This is a genomic window from Mesorhizobium sp. LCM 4577 (assembly GCF_001854795.2).
GTDB lineage: Bacteria > Pseudomonadota > Alphaproteobacteria > Rhizobiales > Rhizobiaceae > Mesorhizobium > Mesorhizobium plurifarium.
The window spans coordinates 327,596-346,203 of record NZ_MDDU01000013.1 but is presented as its reverse complement, the minus strand read 5'-3'; the positions used below and the strand labels follow the sequence as shown (position 1 = coordinate 346,203).

Below are 18,608 nucleotides of genomic sequence, written 5' to 3'. Positions count from 1 at the left end.
TTGCGGTCTCCGACAATTCAACGTGATCGTTGACAAGGGTGCCAGTTCAGTAATAAGTTCGGTGACAGAACGAATTAATCAGAGGCCCGATGTGAGCGACCTGCCGCGCATTTCCCGCCAGTTCTCGCAGCGCTCCGTCATGGAGGCGATCGTCCAGGGCGGGCCCATATCGCGGGCCTCGATCTCCAAGCTCACCGGCCTGTCGAAGCAGACGATCTCGGAAATCGTGCRCGGCCTCGAGCAGGAAGGTTGGGTGCAGGAGACCGGGCGCACCAGCGGCCATGTCGGGCGCACCGCCGTCACCTACGAGCTTGTCCACGACGCCGCCTACATCATCGCCGTCGACCTGGGCGGCACCAAGGTGCGCGTAGCGCTGACCGACCTCGCCTGCCAGATCTTCGCCGAAGCGGCGACGCCGACCGATCCGCGCGGCGGCCAGTTCATCATCGACCAGATCGCGGCGCTTGCCTTCCAGGCAGCGGCCAGGGAGCGCATCCCGCGCAAGAAGATCCGCCTTGCCGTCATCGGCGCGCCGGGCGCGCCGGACCCCGCGACCGGCCGCATCCTGCTCGCGCCCAACATCGCCGGCTTCGACGCCATGAATGTGCTCGACGCGTTCGAGAAGGCGCTCGGCGTCGCGGTGATGATCGAGAACGACGTCAACCTCGCCGTGCTCGGCGAGAATTGGCTGGGCCAGGGCCAGGGCATCGACAATCTCGCCTATATCGCGCTGGGCACCGGCGTCGGCAGCGGCCTTATGCTCGGCGGCCATCTGGTGCGCGGCGCCACCCATGCGGCGGGCGAAATCGGTTTCATGCCGATCGGCGCCGATCCGTTCGCGGCGGAATCGCTGCGCACCGGCGCTTTCGAGCGGGCGGTGGCGACGCACGCGATGACCGAGCGCTACAGATCCCTGACCGGCGCGCAGGTCACGGTTCCCGCGATCTTCGAGAACGCGGCAATGGGCGACAAGGCCGCGCTCGCCGTGCTCGACGAAACGGCGCGCTATCTGGCGCAAGGCATAGCCGCGATCGCCGCCGTCGCCAATCCGGAAAAGGTCATACTGGGCGGCTCGATCGGCCTCAGGCCCGAGATCCTCTCACGCGTCAAAGCATTGATATCGCTCTGCTTCCCCTACCCTGTCACGGTCGAGGCCGGCGAGCTGGGCGCGCGGGCGGCACTCATCGGCGCTGCCGCGATCGGCCTTGGCCAGCTGCACAACACGCTGTTCGGCGTCGACGCGCCGGATGGCCGCATTTCACTTCCCACCGCCCAGGCGGCTGCCCTGAAGGAGGTCGTGCTGTGACCAGCGACATCACAACCCGGCTGCGCGCCGTTCTCGATACCGACCAGGCGCTGRCTCTGTTCAGGGGCGCGATCGGCCGCGAGAGCATCACCGGCAACGAAGCGAACTTCGTCGGCTTCCTCGAAGCGAAGATGCGCGAGCTGGGGCTGAGCAGCTTGAGCCGGACGGATTTCCTGCCTGGCAGGCCGAACATCTGGGGCGAGCGCAAGGGAACTGGCGAAGGCAAGCGCCTGCTCTTCATCGGCCATACCGACACCGTCCACGTCGACGGCTGGCGCGAGCATTGGGCCGGCACCGAGCGCGAGGACCCGTTCGGCGCGCCCATCATCGACGGGGCGGTCTGGGGCCGCGGCTCCGGCGATCTCAAGGCAGGCATCACCGCCTCGCTGGCGGCGCTCTCGCTGCTCGACAAGGCCGGCATCCGCCTCAAGGGCGACGTCGCCTTCGCTTTCGTCGGCGACGAGGAAAGCGGCCAGCCCGGCACCGGTGTCTCCGCCGGCATCAAGCATTTTGTCGGCCGCATCGAAGCCGGCGAGGTCGCGGCGCCCGATTTCACCGTCTATGTCGAGCCAACGCGGCTTGCCGTCTACGCCGCGCAGATCGGCTTCTTCATCACCGACATCACGATCACCGGCAAGTCGGCCTATTTCGGCGTGCCGGAGCTCGGCAAGGATGCGTTGCGCGCCGCGCATGCCGCCATGACGGCGCTGTGGAAACACTCGGATGAGGTGGCGGCCCGCGCCGAGCATAAGCACATCGGACGCGGCTTCCTGCTGATCACCGGCCTTACCGGCGGCGGCTATATCGCCGTGCCCGAGCGATGCACGCTGTCGCTGATCCGCAAGCTCCTGCCGGGCGAGGACCTCGACACGGCCGCCGCCGAGATCGAGGCCGCGGTGCGCGGCGCCATCACCGATCCGGAGATCACCGTGGAGTTCGCCTATCCGGCAGGACGCGATCACGGGCTGGGCGGCACCGCCGCCGAGATCGACGAGACGCGTGCCGAAGTCGCCATGCTTTCGCAGTCGATGGCAGGCGCCATGAGCGGACGCGGCGTGATCGAGGGCGCGCCCTTCTGGTCGGAATCCTCGTTCTTCGTCAATCGTCTCGGCATTCCCGCCGTCTATTGCGCGCCGGGCGACATCCGCAACTGCCACACTTTCGAGGAGCACGTCGATGTCGAGGAATACCTCGCCGGCATCGTCGGCTTCGCAGCCTTCATGGCCCGCTATTGCGGCGTGGCCGACTGAACGTCCAACGAAGCAGAAAATGGGAGACTAAGAACATGCTGATGAAGAAATGGATTGCCGCCTTGGCAGGCGGATTGATGCTCGCCGCCGGCGCGGCTCACGCGCAGACGGTCGGACCGCAGGGCGAGACCGCCACCCCGAGCTCCGGCGTGACGCTGAGCGATGCCGACATCGCGGCGCTGAAGGACARGGGCTACAAGGCAGCCCTCCTGTGGCACACCTCTTCCGACTTCACCAATGCGGTGACCGCGGGCGCCACCGACGAGTTCGCCAAGGCCGGCATCTCGATCGCGGTCAAGACCGACGCGCAGTTCGACGCCGCCCGCCAGCGCAGCGATATCGAGACCGCTTTAGCCGCCAAGCCGAACATCATCCTGGCCCTGCCGCTCGATCCGGTCACCTCGGCCGAAGCCTTCCGCCAGGCGGTCAAGGACGGCGTCAAGCTGGTGTTCCTGTCGAACCTGCCCAAGGATTACAAGCAAGGCGCCGACTATGCCTCGATCGTCACCGACGATCTCTACCAGATGGGCAAGCAGGCGGCCGACGCCATGGCCAAGGCCATCGGCGGCAAGGGCAAGGTCGGCTACATCTTCCACGACGCCAACTATTACGTCACCAACCAGCGCGACCAGTCCTTCAAGAAGACCATCGAGAAGGACTACCCCGACATCAAGATCATCGCCGAACAGGGCATCTCCGACCCGGCCCGGGCCGAGGAACTGGCCAATGCCATGCTGCTGCAACATCCCGATCTCGACGGCATCTACGTGACCTGGGCCGAGCCGGCCGACGGCGTGCTTTCGGCGCTGYGCGGCGCCGGCAACAAGCATACCAAGATCGTCACGCTCGACCTTGCCGAGCCGGTCGCGCTCGACATGGTCAAGGGCGGCAACGTCGCCGCACTTGTCGCCGACAAGGCCTATGAGCTCGGCCGCGCCATGGCCGCCTCCGGCATGAAGTCGCTGCTTGCCCAGCAGACGCCGGCCTTTGTCGTCGCGCCGGCGCTGACCGTGACCAAGGAGAATGTCTCCCAGGGCTGGAAGGACTCGCTCAACCGTGACGCGCCGCAGTCGGTGCTCGACGCGGCGAAATGAAGCCGACGCCCCGGCCCGGCTTGCCGGGCCGGGGCTCTCTTCCTGAACAAAAAGGGGAACCGACATGCGCAAAGCATTGAGCATTATGACTGCATTGGCGAGCCTGTTCGCCGCTCACGCCTTCGCCGCCGAAGGCGTCACCACCGGCCCGAACGGCGAGAAGCCGGTTCCGGCAGCCTCGCTGACGCTGACGGCGGCGCAGGAGCAGCAGATCAAGGACGGCAAGTTCACCGCGGCCCTCGTCTGGCACGAGATGAGCGAGTACACCAACGCCGTCAACGCCGGCGCGCGCGACGAGTTCAAGCGGCTCGGCATCGAGGTGGTGGCGCAGACCGACGCCGGCTTCGACGCCGCGCGCCAGAAGGCCGATGTCGAGACGGTGATGGCCAAGAAGCCGTCGATCATCCTGTCGCTTCCCGTCGATCCGGCGACTGCGGGCTCCGTCTACGATCCGGCCCGCCAGGCCGGCGTCAAGCTCGGCTTCGTCGACAATTGCCCGGCCGGCTATAAGCAGGGCACGGACTACGTCGCCATCGTCTCCGACGACCTCTTCCAGATGGGCAACAAGGCCGGCATCGCCATGGCCGAGGCGCTCGGCAAGAAGGGCAAGGTCGGCTACATCTTCCACGACGCCGATTTCTACGTCACCAACCAGCGTGACGGCGCCTTCAAGAAGACCATCGAGCAGGATTATCCCGACATGAAGATAGCCGCCGAGGCCGGCATGGCCGACCCGGCGCGCTCAGAGGATATCGCGCAGGCGATGATCACCCAGCATCCGGACCTCGACGGCATCTATGTCACCTGGGCAGAGCCGGCGCTGAGCGTGCTTTCCGCGCTGCGCGCCGCCGGCAACACGCACACCAAGATCGTCACGCTCGACCTCAACGAACCGGCCGCGCTCGACATGGTCAAAGGTGGTAACATCGCGGCCCTTGTCGCCGACGAGGCCTACTCCATCGGCGTGACGCTGGCGCGCGCCTCGGCGGGTTCGCTGGTCGGCCTGAAAGCCGAGCCCTTCTACGCGGTCGATTCCATCGCCGTCACCAAGGGCACGGTAAAGGACGGCTGGAAGAAGTCGCTCAACAAGGATGTGCCCGCGACCATCGCGGACGCCATGAAGTAAACGGCGTGGCAGGCTGCGAAGCACGCACCATCGGAGATCGAACATGACCAGCGCCAACACCGGCACCGAGGTGGGCAGCTTCGCCAGCCGCTTCAATCTGCAGCAATATGTCGTCTACCTCGGCTTCCTGGCGATCTTCCTGTTCTTCGCCTTCATGCTGAAGGACAGCGGCTTCCTCACCGTCCGCAACCTCTCCAACATCGTGCTGCAGACGGCCCCGGTGACGATCATGGCGATCGGCCTCGTCTTCGTCATGTCGGCCGGCGAGATCGACCTTTCGATCGGCTCGATCGTGGCGGTATCGGCGCTTGCCGCCGCCGTCACCATCGCCTCCTACGGGATGGCGGCGGGCATCGTCGCCGGCCTGGGCGCCGGTATCCTGATCGGTCTCATCAATGGCGCGCTGGTCGCCTATGTGAAGCTGCCGTCCTTCCTGGTGACGCTGGCGACGATGGGCCTGTTCGCCGGTGTCTCGCGCTCGATGACCGATCTGCGTTCGATCTCGGTCACCAATGAGACCTTTACCGGTTTCTTCGGCTCGGGCTCGCTGCTCGGCGTGCCGTCGCTCATCTGGTGGACGGTGATCGCCATCGCCGTCGGCCACCTCGTCTACCGCGAGACGCGTTTCGGCGCGCATGTGCTGGCAACCGGCGACAATGCCCGCGCTGCAAGCGTTTCGGGCATCAGCGTGCCGAAGATCCGGCTCGCCGTGCTCACCATCAGCGGTGGGCTCGCGGGACTCGCCGGACTGCTTTACGCGGGCCGCCTGCAGGCGGCGAAATACACGCTTGGCGAAACGGACCTGATGACGGTGATCGCCGCCGTCATCGTCGGCGGCACGCTGCTCAACGGCGGCAAGGGCTCGATCGTCGGCGCTCTCGTCGGCTCGCTGATGATGGGCATGCTGAACAACGGGCTGATCCTGATGGGCCTTTCGGTCTCCGACCAGATGATCGTGCGCGGCCTGATCATCCTCACCGCCGTCGCCGTGTCGCTGCGCGACAAATCCCGCTGAAGGAATCCTTCCATGTTTCTCGACGTTCTGCGCCGCCGCAACCCCGCCTTCATCGAAGCGGCGATCGGCCTTCATCAGCAAGGCAAGCTGCCGGCCAACGCCTATGTGCTCGATCTCGATATGGTCGAGCGCAACGCCAAGGTCCTCAAACAGGAAGCTGACCGGCTCGGTCTGAAGATCTTCGCCATGACCAAGCAGGTCGGCCGCTCGAGCTCATTCTGCAAGGCGGTGATGCGCGGCGGCATCGAGCGCGCGGTTGCGGTCGACATGGCTTGCGCGCGCGCCACGTATAAGGCCGGAATGAAGCTCGGCCATCTCGGCCATCTGCAGCAGATCGCGAAATTCGAAGCCGATGCGGCGGCAAGGACCTTCAAGCCAGACTACTGGACCGTCTTCAACGACATCAAGGCCGAGGAAGCAGGCAGGGGCGCCAAGGCCGCCGGCTATGTCCAGGACTTGCTCGCCCGCATCGCTGCCGAAGGCGACATTTTCTACCGCGGCCATGAAGGCGGCTTCGACGCAGGCGAGGTTGTCGCCGTCGCCGACCGGCTCGATGCCATTCCAGGCGGCCGCTTCGCCGGCATAACCACCTTCCCTGCCCTGCTCTTCGACCACGCCGCGCGAAAGGTGCTGCCGACGCCCAATCTGGCGACCTTGAGCAAGGCCGCCGAGGCGCTCGCAAAAGTGGGCCGCAAGGAGATCGAAATCAACGCGCCGGGCACCACGTCGAGCGTCATGCTGGCCGCGCTGGCGGAAGCCGGCGCTACGCAGTGCGAGCCCGGCAACGGCCTGCACGGCACTACGGCGCTGCATGTCATGGAAGACCTGCCGGAATTGCCTGCCGTGCTCTACCTCACCGAGGTCTCGCATCTGTCGGGCGGCAAGGCCTACTGCTTCGGCGGCGGCTTCTATATCGACCCGATCTTCCCCGACTACGACGTCAAGGCGATCGTCTCGGCCGAGCCGACCACCGCCGCCTCGGCGCTCAGAAGCGTCGAGGTGCCGCCGCCCTCGGCGATCGACTACTACGCCATGATCGACGCCTCCGGCGCAGGCGCGCCGAGGCCAGGCGACAGCGCCGTCTTCGGCTTCCGCGGCCAGGCCTTCGTCACCCGCGCCTATGTCGTCGGCGTCTCCGGCATCTCGAAGGGCAAGCCTGTGGTCGAAACCATCGAGAACGGCTTCGGAGAAGCCTATGCCTGGCCCGTTTAGGAGAGTGCGATGAACGCGAGCGCGCCAATCCTGCAGCTTCAGGACATCCGCAAGAATTTCGGCGGCCTCACCGCGATCGAGAATTTCTCGCTCGAGGTCTTTCCGGGCGAGATCGTCGCGCTGGTCGGCGACAACGGCGCCGGCAAGTCGACGCTGGTCAAGATCATCTCCGGCGTGCACCCGCCCTCCTCCGGCACGATCACGATCGAAGGCAAGCCGGTGACGATGTCGAACGCCACGATGGGCCGCGCGCACGGCATCGAGGTTGTCTACCAGGATCTCGCTTTGGCCGACCAGCAAACGGTCTACATGAACATGTTCCTCGGCCGCGAGCCGCTGAACCGCCTCGGCCTGCTCGACCGCCGCCGCATGATCGACGAGACGGAAAAACTGGTGAAGGAGCTCGACGTGCGCATCCCTTCCGCGCACGCCACCATCCGCGACCTCTCCGGCGGTCAGCGCCAAGGCGTCGCGATCGCCAGGGCGACGCATTGGGCGAGCAAGCTGATCCTGCTCGACGAGCCGACGGCCGCGCTCGGCGTCGCCGAGACCGCCAAGGTGGAGGCGATCGTTCAGTCGCTCAAACAGCGCAATGTCGGCATCCTGATCATCAGCCACAGCCTCGACCAGGTGTTCAAGCTGTCGGACCGCATCTGTGTCCTGAGGCGCGGCAAGCAGATCGGCGTGCGCGAGACGAAGAAAACCGACAAGAACGAGATCATCGCCATGATCACGGGCCTGCAGCAGCAGTAGCCGCCAGCGCCTTGTTTAGGCGACGAGATTGCGGCTGGCCGTTTGCGTGGCCGGCTCGCCGAAATTGGCCTCCAGCCAGGCGAGCGCGCTGGCGACATCTTCGATGGCGAAGCGGGCAGCCGTCTCGCCCTGCGGCTTGACGCGGATCGAGATCCCGCCCGCGGCATTGACGGTGTCGAAGCCGTTCTCGTCGGACGTGTCGTCGCCAAGGAACACCGGGCGCCTGCCGGTGAAAGGATCAAGCTGCATGAAGCGCCGGATCGCAGCGCCCTTGGCGGCTTCGAGCGGCATCAGCTCGACGCCGGCATTGCCGGCGATCACGCGGTAGCCCTGCGGCAAGCGCGCGAGCGCCGCCTCGACCAGCTCCGTCGCCCGGGCCAGAAGCTGCGGCGCGGCTCTGGTGTGGATGGCGAGCACCGGTCCCTTGCGCTCGACATAGACGGCCTTGCTCGCCAGTTCCAGTTCGATCTCGTCGGCAAGCGCCGCCATATCCGCCGGCTCGTCGGCGGCTTCGATCTTTCCGTCCGGCAGAAGTCTGTGCTCCAGCCCGTAGAGGCCCGCGATCCGCAGTTTCAACGGGTCGAACAGATGATCGACGGCCGCGATCGAGCGGCCGGTGATGAAGGCAAGCGCGCCGTCGAGCCGCCGCTCGATCCTCTGCAGGAGAACACGGAGCTCCTCGCTGACCGAAACGGCGTCGGGATGCGCCGCGTGCTCCAGCAAAGTGCCGTCGATGTCGAGGAAAAGCGCCCACCGTCCCTCGGGAAGCGGCGGGGTGAGGTCTGCCTGGATGTTCATCGGAATCCGACTGCCTGTTTGCGTTCGAACATGGAGACGACATTGTCGCCAGTGGGGGCATTCGGCCGCTCGTATAAGGCCGTGACCCGATCCAGGTCGCCGCGCTTCCTCAGGCGCGCCGCGTCGAGCAGCATGCTGCCTGCCCAGCGATAGACATTGTTGTCGCGCACGATCTCGCGCATGCGTCGCATGCGCTCGCGTTGCTCGTCCGGCCCCATCGTCAGCGCCTGCAGCATCGCCTCGCTCATCATCGCCGCGTCGTAAGGATTGACGATCAGCGCCTCCAGCAGCTCGCGCGAAGCGCCCGCGAAGGTGCTGAGCAAAAGAACGCCCTGCTCGTCGTCGCGCGACGCGACGAACTCCTTGGCGACGAGGTTCATGCCGTCATGGAGGCTGGTGACGAGGCAGATATCGGCCGCCCGATAGAGCTCGTAGACCGCCGCCTGCGAATGATGCTCGGCCACCATGACCACCGGCTGGTAGGAGTCGCTGCCGTAGCGCTGGTTAAGTTCCTCGGCACAGCGCAGACATTCCTCGTGGAGCTGTTTGTAGGCCGGCAGCGTACCTCGGCTCGGCGCCGCGACCTGCAGGAACACGACTTTGCCCACCATTTCGGGGTGGYGAATGAACAGCTCCTCCAGCGCGTGGAAGCGGTCGAGGATGCCCTTGGTGTAGTCGAGACGCTCGACGCCGACGCACAGCTTGGCGCCGGCCGGAATCCTGAACCGCTTGCGCACGCGCACCCGRCACTCCTCGATGTTGGGGAGGGCTTTCAGGAGCTCGACCGGCCATTCGATCGAGATCGGATAAGAATGCACCAGCGTCACCTGGCCGCCATAGGAAATGGCGGCATCGGCGCGCTCGATGCGGCTTTCCATGAAGCGATCGACACTCTCGGTGAAGTTGTTGGCGTGGTACTGGGTATGGAACCCTACGATCGAACTGCCGAGCAGACCGTCCAGGATACGCTCGCGCCACGGGCATATGCTGAACACTTCAGAGTTCGGCCAGGGGATATGCCAGAAGGTAATGACGATCGCCTCGGGCAGACGCTCGCGGATCATGCGCGGCAGAAGCGCAAAGTGATAGTCCTGGACGAGCACGATCGGTCGCTCGTTGCGAGCCTCGGCAACCACGGTGTCCGCGAACTTGCGGTTGACGGCTTCATAGGCCTCCCAGTCCGACTCGCGGAAGATCGGCCGCGTGAAGGCGATATGGCAGAGCGGCCACAAGCCTTCATTGGCGAAGCCGAGATAGTAGCCTTGATATTCCTCGTCACTGAGCCAGACCCGGCGCAACGTGTAGGAGGGATGGCCAGGCGGCACCTGCACACGGTCGTTCCTGTCGACCACCGTCTGATCGGCGCTGCCRCCGCCATAGGCGATCCAGGTGCCGGCGCAGGCGCGTGTGATCGGCTCGAGCGCCGAAACCAGCCCGCTCGCCGGCACGACAAGCTCGACGCCGCCATCCTTGGTTTCGTTGTGGATATAGGGCTCGCGATTGGAAACGACGATCACCTGCGCATCCGGCAGCTCGTCGGCCAGGATCTTGCGCAGCGTGTCGGGCGACCATGTCACCAGAGCCGCGTCGACCGATTGGCCGTTCTTCTCGAACTCGCGCAGCACCGTTCGCGCCGCCTCGGTGGCAACGTCCTCGCCGGAACCCGGCAAAGCCGATGCCCTTGGGTGATTGCGGCGGTACCGGGATATTGAAATAAAGATCGCGAATGCGGAAAGTCCAAGGCTTGCAAAGATAAGGACCAGTAACAGGACGCCATATTGTGTCATTGAAATGCCAGGTTGCCTCCGGCCATCCGTTCATTGTTGTCGTTCTTGCCGGCCGCAGACGGGCAGACCGGATAAGGTTTTGAACGCGCAAACAAGCGATCAGTTCCGACATTTTCGACTGTTGAACGCAGGGTTGCGGCGCTTTGTTCACGTGCGCACGATGAGCGGCACCTGGCCTTCATGCCGGTCGGACAGGAAGGCGCCGACACGATCGCCGACCCGTTGGAAGGTAAGATCGATCGTTCTGTCGCCGACCGTCAGGTGCCTGATCGTGAGCGTGTCTATGCCGATCGGCAGCCTCGGGCGCGTGACATGCAATTCACCTTGCCAGCCATCGATCTCCAGCCCCAGGCATGCTTGCATCAGCATGAATGTGGAGCCGGCCGACCAGGCCTGCGGCAGGCAGGCCACGGGATAGGCGATCGGCGCCTCGCCGGGCGCCCGGGCGAAGCCGCAGAACAGCTCCGGCAGCCGCATGTTGAAATGCACGGCCGACTCGAACGTGCCGCTCATCAACCGCACCACGCTGTCGCGCTCGCCGTAGCGCGCCATGCCCACGGCGCAAAGCGCGGTATCGTGCGGCCAGATCGAACCGTTGTGGTAGGACATCGGGTTGAAGAAAACTGCGTCGTCGGCGAGCGTCCGCAGGCCCCACCCGGAATGGAAGGAGGCCGACAGCAATTGGTCGACGACCAGCTTGGCGCGTTCGGGCTGCGGCAAGCCGACAAAAAGCAGGTGCCCGGCATTTGACGTTCGCACCTTGCATGGCTGGCCCTCGCCATCGATGGCCAGGGCGTAGAAGTTCATGTCGTCGAGCCAGAAGTCGCGTTCCACGGCGACCCGCATTTCCTCGGCGCGGCCCTCCCAGTGCTCGGCGTCGGCGAATTCGCCGCGGCGGCGCGCGAGCGCCGCCATGCCGCGGAAGGCGGCAAAGACATAGCCCTGCACCTCGACCAGCGCGATCGGTCCCTTGGGAATGCGCCCATCGGCATGGAAGACGGAGTCAAAACTGTCCTTCCAGCCCTGGTTGGCAAGGCCCGACTCGGCGGCGCGCTGGTAGGTGACGAAACCGGTGGCGCGGCTCGCCTCTTCTGTCCACTCGGCGGCGGCCTTGAGCGAGGGCCACAATGTGTCGATGAAGGCCATGTCGCCGGTGCGGTCGGCATAGGCGGATGCCAGATGGATATAGAGCGGCGTGGTGTCGACGCCGCCATAATAGCGGCCGAAGGGAAGCTCGCGCAGCGCCGCCATCTCACCCTTGCGCGTCTCATGCATGATCTTGCCGGGCTGGGAATCCCAAAAGGGCGACGTTTCGGTCGCCTGGTGCTCGGCCAGAAAAGCCAGCACGCCCCGCGCCAGGCCGGGGTTGAGCCAGAGCATCTGCAGGCTCGAGATCACGCCGTCGCGGCCGAATGCCGTCGAGAACCACGGGATGCCGGCATAGGGATAGGGCCCGGTCGGAAGCTCCGTGGTAAGCAGCGCCACATCGGCGCGGGCGCGCTCGACCCAATCGTTGAAGACGCGGCCTGAGCTGTGCACCGTGGCGCCATGCCTGCGCTTGGCGCGCATGCCGAAGCGGGCCCGTGCCGCCGCGGCGCGGAATCGGTCGCGATCGGGCGGATCGGCGACCTCGGGACCAACCTCGATATAGAGCACTTTTTGACTGCGCTTGGTCACCGCGATAAGGAAATCGGCGCGATTGTCACTCAACTGGTCGGGCGCCTGCGAAAAGGAGATCGCGGAAAGTCTCGGCAGACCGTCGAGGCCGTCATAGCCGAGCAGCACCGAGGTCTTGTCGGTCTTGGCGACATGCGTCGTGCCACGCTTCACCCGCGTCGTGCCGCGCACCTCGAACATGTCGCGAAAGTCGGCGGCAAAATGCAGCGAGGCGGTGATGGTCGAATGCTCGCGGCTGTAGTTGGAAAGCGTGATCCGCTCGAACAGCCTGTCCTGCCAAATGAGCCTGACGCGCTCGATGTGGATCGCACCCTGCGGGATATCGCGGCCGGCCGCGCTCTGGATCGGTAGGTTGGTGAGGTTGGACGTGAACAGCACATTGTCCTGGCTGAGCGAGGCGCCGAGCAGCGACATCGGCCGGCCGCCGATGGTCAGGCGGAATTCGGAAAGCACGCGCGTGTCGTCGCGGAAGAAGCCGTCGCCCGACCCTCTGATGTCGCCATAGGCGTCGGCCACCGCGAAGCAGTCGCCCTGCTTGAGGGCAAAAAGCCGGTGCGGCTCCCGCGGCGCCGTTTCGTCGAGTGAGGAAAGCGCCACGGCGGGATCGAGCTTGCGCTCGTCGAGCTCCATCATTGGTCACCTCTTTGTTTGCCCCGCCCTGGGCATGATGCCGAAAAGTGTGAAGCGGCTTTCGGGCGACATCATGCTCTATCTTTTTAGAGCCGGATTTGAATTTCAGGTCGAACAGACCTGAAATCATCCGACTCCAGGCATCAAGGTCAGGAGGCTTTGGCCTCCGGCGTGCCGGTCAGGCGCATATAGGCAGCAAGATAGTCGCGCGCCATTCTTGTCGCCGAGAACCTTTTCTCGAAGGCTGCCCTCACCTGCCGCCGGTCGAGATCGAGAAGCGCTGGCACCGACGCGACCGCATCGTCCACGCTGTCCACGACGAAGCCGGTGACGCCGTTATCGACGATCTCCGGCAGGGCACCCTGGTTCCACGCAATCACCGGCGTGCCGCAGGCCATGGCTTCGATCGCGACGAGGCCGAACGGCTCCGGCCAGTCGATGGGGAACAAAAGGCCCGCCGCATTGCCGAGAAATCCGGCCTTCTCGTCTTCCGTGATCTCGCCGACATAGTCGACGCGGTCGCCATCGATCAGCGCTTCGATGTTGTCGCGGAAATAGGCGCGGTCGTCGTCGCCGATCTTGGCCGCCAGCTTCAGCTTCAACCCGGACCGGCGCGCGATCTCGATGGCGCGGTCCGGCCGCTTGTCGCGCGACAGGCGTCCGAGGAAGGCAAGATACGGCTCTTCCGCCTCAGGTTCATAAGTCGGTTGGTAGGCATCGAGCGGCAGTCCGTGATGGATGGTGGCCAGCCAGTTCGCGTCGGGCAAGCCGCGCTTCTGGCTGTGCGAGATCGAGATCATCGGGAAACGCGGGAAGCGTTTATAGGCCGGCGCCAGGTCGACATAGTCGAGCCGGCCATGCGGCGTCGTCACCGTCCGCCCCGCGATCTCTTCGAAGAACGGAAAATGCACGAAGTGGCTAAGATGGAAATGGATGACATCGAACTCGCCGACGCGCGCTCGCACATCGGCAAGCATCRCCAGATGCGCCGCGATCTCCGATTTCTTCGGCCGCGGGTCGAGGCGTATCGCCTGGTCGCGCCCGGGCACCAGCCGCGCCGAGGTCTCGCTGTCGCCGCTCGCGAATAGCGTCACATCGTGGCCAAGYCCGACCAGCGCCTCGGTGATATAGAAGACGATCCTCTCCGTCCCGCCATAGAGTTTCGGCGGCACGGATTCGTAGAGCGGCGCGACATGAGCTATGCGCATTTGGTCCCTCGGCTGTTGACGCGAAGCAAAATGCGTCAACCGCGAGATCGTTCCTGTCCAATTGACCGCAGGTGCTGTTGAGATCCGTTCGACTGGCGCGACAAGTCAGCCAGGCCTTCAACCTTGCCGCGCTCTGAGCCCGATGCCGAGCGCTAAACAATTAAATCAACTTGATTTTCTAAAGTGGCGATCTACAGTTTCCGTGACTGGCAACGATCGCATGACCCTCAAGAAAGTCATCTCCGGCACAAATCTCGAGCAGGCGAAATCGCACAACCGGCGTGTGGTGATCGAGGCGATCCGCACCAACGGCACGCTGTCGCGGGCGGCGATCGCCAGGTTGACGGCGCTGTCGTCGCAGACCATCTCCAATATCGTCGAGGAATTGGAAGCGGCCGGGCTGTTACGCCCGGAAGCAACGCTGAAAGGCGCGCGCGGCCAGCCGGCGGTCCCCTATTCCATCAACCCCGATGGCGGCTATTCGATCGGCCTGCAGCTCGACCACCAACTGGCCGTCGGCGTCGTTACCGACCTCTCCGGCGCGATGCGCGCGCGCATCGAGAGAAATGTCGACCAGCCCACTCCCACAGAGGCCATGCCGCTGCTTGCCGCGATCTCGAGCGGCCTCATCGCAACCTCTCGACTGGAGCGGCAAAGGTTGCTCGGCATCGGGATGGCGATGCCCGGGCCGTTCGGCGTCGAAGGCATGACCTCGGTCGGCCCGACCGCCCTTCCCGGCTGGCAGGATTTTCCGGTAGCCGAAGAGCTGGAACAGCTGACCGGCATCGCCGTCACCGTGGAGAACGACGCCACCGCGGCAGCCATAGGCGAGCGGCTCTATGGCGTTGCCCGCAAGCTCGGCAGTTTCGTCTACCTCTTCATCGGCACGGGCCTCGGCGCCGGGCTTTTCCTCGACGGCCATCTCTACAAGGGCAGCCGCCACAATGCCGGCGAGATCGGCCACGTTATCGTGCGGCCGGGCGGCCTGCCATGCGATTGCGGCAAGCGCGGCTGCCTGGAGCGCTACGTCTCGCTACGCGCAGCCTATGACAGGCTTGGTCTGGCCGATCCCGACCATGCCTCTCCCGAACTGCTGGAACAACTGCTGGCAAATGGCGACAGCCGCTTCGAGGCCTGGCTCGCCGAGGCGGTCGAGCCGTTGCGGCAGGCGATTGACATCCTGGAAATGGCGCTCGATCCCGAAACCGTCGTGCTCGGCGGCTTCATGCCGCTGCCGGTGATCGAGGCTTTGGCCAGCCGGCTGGAGCCGCTCCATCTCTCGGTGAGCTCGACCAGCGCCCGTACCACACCGCGCGTCATGGTCGGCGCCGCGGGAAAGGACACGTCCGTCCTCGGCGCCGCGGCTCTGCCGATATTCTCGGAAACCAACCCGCAATTCGACGTGCTGCAGAAGCCGGTGGGCTGACRCATGGCGGTCCGGCCGATCATAAAATTCCCCGATCCCCTGCTGCGCACCGTCGCGGATCCCGTAGAACTTTTCGACAGCGATCTGCGCAACCTGGCCGGCGATCTCATCGACACCATGCACGCGGTGCCCGGGATCGGCATAACCGCCTCGCATATCGGCATCATGAAACGCCTTGTCGTGATCCAGGTGCCTCCCGCCGCAAAGCCTTCGATCTATGTAAATCCGTCGATTGTCGAGGCCTCGACCGAGATGATCCGTCACACGGAAGGCAGCGTCTCGATGCCTGGCGTGACGGAAGAAATCGAACGGCATGCCCGCGTTAGGATTCGCTACCAGGATCTGGAGGGCAAGGAGCGGTTCGAGGACGCCGAGGGCCTGCTGGCGGTCTGCCACCAGCACGAGATCGACCAGCTCGATGGGCTTTTCTGGACGCAGAGGCTGTCGCGCCTGAAGCGCGATCGCCTGATCAAACGCTACGGCAAAGTGCGGTCGTCCTAGACTTGCGAGGCTACGACCTCGTCTGGCGGCCGACGACGCGTTCGAGCCCGAGCAGCAGGATGAGCGTCACGGCGACGAGCACCATGGTCAGCGCAGCGCCGGCAAAGACATCGCCGCGATCGGTCAGGCTGAAGATCGACACCGGCAGCGTCACCCAGCCCGGCGGATAGACCATGACGGTGGCGCCGAGCTCGCCCATCGATAGCGCGAAGCTCAGGCCGAAGGCTGCGACCAGGTAAGGCGTGAGCAACGGCAGCGTGACATGCCAGAGCCGGTAAGCCGGGCGCGCTCCGAGGCTTGACGCCACCTGCTCGAAATCCGGCGAAAGCCGCGCCAGCCCGGCCGAGACATTGCCGAAGGTGAAGGCCGAGATCAGCACGAAATGCGCCACCATGACGATGGCGATGGTGCCGTTGAGCAAAAGCGGCGGATGGCTGAAGGCCACCAGTAGGCCTAGACCGACGGACACCGAAGGCACCGCGCTTGGAATGAAGAACAGCACCCCGARCACCCTGGCCAAAGTTGCGTCCTGGATACGCAGCGCAAGTGCTGCCCAAGTGCCGCTGACCAGCGCCAGCGCGCTGGCCAGGAAGCCGGTGACGAGGCTCGCCTTGACCGCTTTCCAAGCCGCCCCTTGCACGACATCGCTGTAGTGCTCTGTTGTCAGGCCGCTGGGCAGCACGCCGTTCCACTGGTCGGCCAGGCTGGAAAGCAGGATCACCGCGAGAGGGGCCAGGAACAGCACGCCGAACAGCAGCGCGAAGACTGCCCAAATCAATATGCGACCGGGGCGCGACCAGACCAGCATCCCTATGCTCCCAGCCTGCCGGCGGCGAACCGGTAGAGCCCGAACAGCCCGAGCGACAGCGCGATGTTGATGACCGCGATGATGCAGGCGACCTGATAGGCCGACTCCTGGATCGCCTTGCTGTAGATGAGCAGCGGCAAAGTGATGACGCCCTTGGCGCCGATGAACAGCACGATGCCGAATTCGTTCACCGTCAACAAAAGGCAGAGGCTGCCGCCGGCAATCAGCGCCGGAACGGCGGCGGGCAGGATCACCTGGCGGACGATGCGGAAGGGCCGCGCGCCGAGCACGCTTGCCGCTTCGATCTGGCCGCGGTCGACCAGCGAAAAGGCGGCGAGCAGCGGTCGCAGCACGAAGGGCGAGTAGACGGTGACCTCGGCCAGCACCACGCCCCAGGTCGAGTAGAGGAAATCGACTGGCGGCGCCTGCAACGAGAAAATTTCCATCAGCCCGGCATTGAGCATGCCGGCCGAGCCGTAGAGGAAGGTGAAGGCAAGCGTCACCAGAAAGGTCGGCAAGGCGATGAAGGTGTCGATCAGCCGGGCGATGACGCCGCTGCCGGGAAACGGCACGAAGGCGAGGATCAGCCCCAGCACCAGCCCGACGATCAGGCATCCGGCCGTCGCCGCGACGGAAATGGTGATGGTGTTGATGAGCGCGTTGAGGAAGAAGCGCGCATGCAGGACACGAACGAATTCGGCGACGTTCGCCATGCCGCTGTCGTCGGTAAAAGCCTGCTGGACGATCAGCACCAGTGGATAGAAGAACAAGAGCGCCAGCAGCGCCGCCGGCGGCACGATCCAGAACCGGCCGGGCACCTTTCTGGTTATCGGGGCGTGAAGGACGGCCGCGTCAGCCACGGACGTCTTCCGGAACGAGCGACGTGTCGCCGGGCGCGAAGAAGAGCGGCATGGCCGAGCCCCGTTCCGGCAGGCTCACTGGCAACCTGGTCGCCGAGACGCGCACCGGCGTGCCGTCGACATCGAGCACCAGATGGGTGAGCTCGCCTTGCCAGTGCACTTCCTTCAGCGTGCCGACGATCCTGTTGGTATGCTCCTCGTCGCCGGTGAGGCTGAGATGCTGCGGCCTGATGCAGAGCAAGGTCTTGTCGCCGGGCTTCTCGCCGCGTGCGGCGCCTGCGAGCACGGCATCGCCGAGCCTGGCCTTGGCGAGGCCTTTCGGACCGGCAGCACCTTCGGCAACCGTGACCGGCAACAGGTTGGCGCGGCCGAGGAACTCGGCCGTGAAGCGGTTCGGCGGCCGTCGGTAAAGCTCGGTCGTCGGCCCGTGCGAGGACACCCTTCCGTCACGCATGATGGCGATCTTGTCGGCAAGCGTCAGAGCCTCGGTCTGGTCGTGCGTGACATAGAGGATCGTCAGTCCAGGCAGGTCGCGATGCAGCTTGGCGATCTCCTCGACCATGTTGCGCCTGATCTGCGCATCGAGCGCCGAAAGCGGCTCATCGAGCAGAAGCACGCGCGGCCTGACCGCCAGCGCCCGCGCGATGGCGACACGCTGCTGTTGGCCGCCGGAAAGCTCGCGCGGATAGCGCTTGGCAAAGCCCGACATCCCGACCGTCGCAAGCGAGTCCTTGACGCGCTCGCCGATCAGCGCCTTGTCGGCGCCTTGGGCCCTGAGACCGAAGGCGACGTTGTCCTCGACCCGCATATGCGGGAACAGCGCGTAATTCTGCACCACCATGCCGAGCCCGCGCTCATAGGGCGGCAGATCGGTGACGTCGGTGGCGCCGATGCGGATGCGGCCGCTTGCCGGCCTGACGAAACCGGCGACGGCCCGAAGCGCCGTCGTCTTGCCGGAGCCGGAGGGCCCGATCATCGCCAGGATCTCGCCGGGCGCGATATCGAGCGTCAACGGATGCAGGACGACATGCGCGCCATAGGCGACGCTGACCTTGTCGAAGTGGACGTTGGAGCCGGCGCCGCGAATTTTCGCGGCGTCGACGTCCATGACATTGCTTCCCGTAAATGCGGGCACCGACATGGCTGCTCCTCCGGAT

General features: G+C 65.2%; 16 protein-coding genes. 9 read left to right on the top strand and 7 right to left on the bottom strand.

What is annotated here, in order from left to right; genetic code table 11:
* Positions 1-91 precede the first annotated feature (91 nt).
* From LCM4577_RS16900 to LCM4577_RS16870, 7 genes are all read left to right on the top strand, one after another.
* Positions 92-1,306 (top strand): ROK family transcriptional regulator, encoded by a 1,215-nt coding sequence (locus tag LCM4577_RS16900; RefSeq protein ID WP_071072341.1) that lies wholly within the window; start codon positions 92-94, stop codon positions 1,304-1,306.
* The gene (locus tag LCM4577_RS16895; protein WP_071072340.1) at positions 1,303-2,556 is read left to right on the top strand and encodes a M20 family metallopeptidase; all 1,254 of its coding nucleotides are present in this window, start codon (positions 1,303-1,305) and stop codon (positions 2,554-2,556) included. Before LCM4577_RS16900 ends, LCM4577_RS16895 begins: the two co-directional genes overlap by 4 nt.
* 35 nt (positions 2,557-2,591) lie before the next feature.
* Positions 2,592-3,650, top strand: coding sequence for a substrate-binding domain-containing protein (locus LCM4577_RS16890; RefSeq protein WP_071072338.1), 1,059 nt, complete (start codon positions 2,592-2,594; stop codon positions 3,648-3,650).
* A gap of 64 nt (positions 3,651-3,714) precedes the next feature.
* Complete coding sequence (locus LCM4577_RS16885; protein ID WP_071072337.1) at positions 3,715-4,776, top strand: substrate-binding domain-containing protein; 1,062 nt, start codon at positions 3,715-3,717, stop codon at positions 4,774-4,776.
* Between the two features lie 43 nt (positions 4,777-4,819).
* Positions 4,820-5,791 (top strand): ABC transporter permease, encoded by a 972-nt coding sequence (locus LCM4577_RS16880; RefSeq protein ID WP_040983996.1) that lies wholly within the window; start codon positions 4,820-4,822, stop codon positions 5,789-5,791.
* Between the two features lie 12 nt (positions 5,792-5,803).
* Positions 5,804-7,003 carry an alanine racemase gene (locus LCM4577_RS16875; RefSeq protein WP_071072334.1) on the top strand — a complete coding sequence of 400 codons (1,200 nt, stop codon included), beginning with the start codon at positions 5,804-5,806 and terminating at the stop codon, positions 7,001-7,003.
* 9 nt (positions 7,004-7,012) lie between these two features.
* Positions 7,013-7,756 carry an ATP-binding cassette domain-containing protein gene (locus LCM4577_RS16870; RefSeq protein ID WP_071032210.1) on the top strand — a complete coding sequence of 248 codons (744 nt, stop codon included), beginning with the start codon at positions 7,013-7,015 and terminating at the stop codon, positions 7,754-7,756.
* 15 nt (positions 7,757-7,771) lie between these two features.
* On the opposite strand, the gene otsB is transcribed toward LCM4577_RS16870, so the two are convergent.
* The 4 genes from otsB to LCM4577_RS16850 form a co-directional block, all read right to left on the bottom strand.
* Positions 7,772-8,554: a trehalose-phosphatase gene (gene otsB, locus LCM4577_RS16865; RefSeq protein WP_041007688.1), complete on the bottom strand. Its 783-nt coding sequence runs from the start codon at positions 8,552-8,554 to the stop codon at positions 7,772-7,774.
* On the bottom strand, positions 8,551-10,341 hold the full coding sequence (locus tag LCM4577_RS16860; protein WP_071072332.1) for a trehalose-6-phosphate synthase: 1,791 nt from the start codon (positions 10,339-10,341) through the stop codon (positions 8,551-8,553). The genes otsB and LCM4577_RS16860 overlap by 4 nt, the downstream gene beginning before the upstream one ends.
* A 147-nt stretch (positions 10,342-10,488) precedes the next feature.
* Positions 10,489-12,651 (bottom strand): amylo-alpha-1,6-glucosidase, encoded by a 2,163-nt coding sequence (locus LCM4577_RS16855; protein WP_071072331.1) that lies wholly within the window; start codon positions 12,649-12,651, stop codon positions 10,489-10,491.
* A 146-nt stretch (positions 12,652-12,797) separates the two neighbouring features.
* On the bottom strand, positions 12,798-13,856 hold the full coding sequence (locus tag LCM4577_RS16850; protein WP_071072329.1) for a glycosyltransferase family 4 protein: 1,059 nt from the start codon (positions 13,854-13,856) through the stop codon (positions 12,798-12,800).
* A gap of 220 nt (positions 13,857-14,076) precedes the next feature.
* Between LCM4577_RS16850 and LCM4577_RS16845 the strand changes: the two genes are divergently transcribed.
* Complete coding sequence (locus LCM4577_RS16845; RefSeq protein WP_071072328.1) at positions 14,077-15,282, top strand: ROK family transcriptional regulator; 1,206 nt, start codon at positions 14,077-14,079, stop codon at positions 15,280-15,282.
* Positions 15,283-15,285: 3 nt separating this feature from the next.
* On the top strand, positions 15,286-15,783 hold the full coding sequence (locus tag LCM4577_RS16840) for a peptide deformylase (RefSeq protein ID WP_071032215.1): 498 nt from the start codon (positions 15,286-15,288) through the stop codon (positions 15,781-15,783).
* Between the two features lie 10 nt (positions 15,784-15,793).
* Here the strand turns inward: LCM4577_RS16840 and LCM4577_RS16835 are convergent, their stop codons facing one another.
* From LCM4577_RS16835 to LCM4577_RS16825, 3 genes are read right to left on the bottom strand one after another with little or no spacing between them, the layout of a single operon-like run.
* Entirely contained in the window at positions 15,794-16,591 is a 798-nt protein-coding gene (locus LCM4577_RS16835) for an ABC transporter permease subunit (RefSeq protein WP_071072326.1), read from the bottom strand.
* Positions 16,592-16,593: 2 nt separating this feature from the next.
* A complete protein-coding gene (locus tag LCM4577_RS16830; RefSeq protein ID WP_071072324.1) occupies positions 16,594-17,451 on the bottom strand; it encodes a 2-aminoethylphosphonate ABC transporter permease subunit in 858 nt (285 codons plus the stop codon).
* Positions 17,444-18,592: an ABC transporter ATP-binding protein gene (locus LCM4577_RS16825; protein ID WP_083354747.1), complete on the bottom strand. Its 1,149-nt coding sequence runs from the start codon at positions 18,590-18,592 to the stop codon at positions 17,444-17,446. Before LCM4577_RS16825 ends, LCM4577_RS16830 begins: the two co-directional genes overlap by 8 nt.
* Positions 18,593-18,608 lie beyond the last annotated feature (16 nt).